This is a genomic window from Enterococcus sp. HMSC078F03 (genome assembly GCF_001811595.1).
Lineage (GTDB): Bacteria > Bacillota > Bacilli > Lactobacillales > Enterococcaceae > Enterococcus > Enterococcus faecalis.
This window is the reverse complement of record NZ_KV805581.1, coordinates 1-448: the sequence shown is the minus strand read 5'-3', so window position 1 is coordinate 448 and position 448 is coordinate 1. Positions and strand designations below refer to the sequence as shown.

Sequence of the window (448 nt, the reverse complement as noted above, 5' to 3'; positions counted from 1 at the left end):
AAGACAAGTAAATATTTATACCCCATTGCTAAAACAACAGAGCCGTCTGCGTTGGTTTGCATCATTGCTGTAACGGTGTTTTGGTCTAAATGAAGGTCATAAGAAGCGGTCACGTCTTTGGCTTTTCCTGAATTAATTGCTGCAGCAACAGCTTTTAAGTCTTTTTCGTTTAGACTTGCGTCTGCTTGATAAACTTTCACTTTGGATAAATCAATCGTCACTTTTTCTGCATCAAAGGTATCTCGAATCCCTTGTTTTGTTACTGTTTTTGGATCTACTTTGGCAAGTTCTGTCGTATCCCCTGTCACAATGTATTGTAAAGAATCGCCACGTTTCACATTTAAATCATTGATATTTTTCTGGCCATCAGTGACTTCTTTATTCGGAACAAGAACAGGAACCACATTGGCTTTGTATCGATTGAATTCAATCGTTGCTTTTTCTGGTT

General features: G+C 37.9%; 1 pseudogene. It reads right to left on the bottom strand.

The annotated features are described in order from the left end of the window. Nucleotides 1-448 (bottom strand): annotated as a pseudogene (locus HMPREF2810_RS10945) (aggregation substance); the annotation flags it as partial.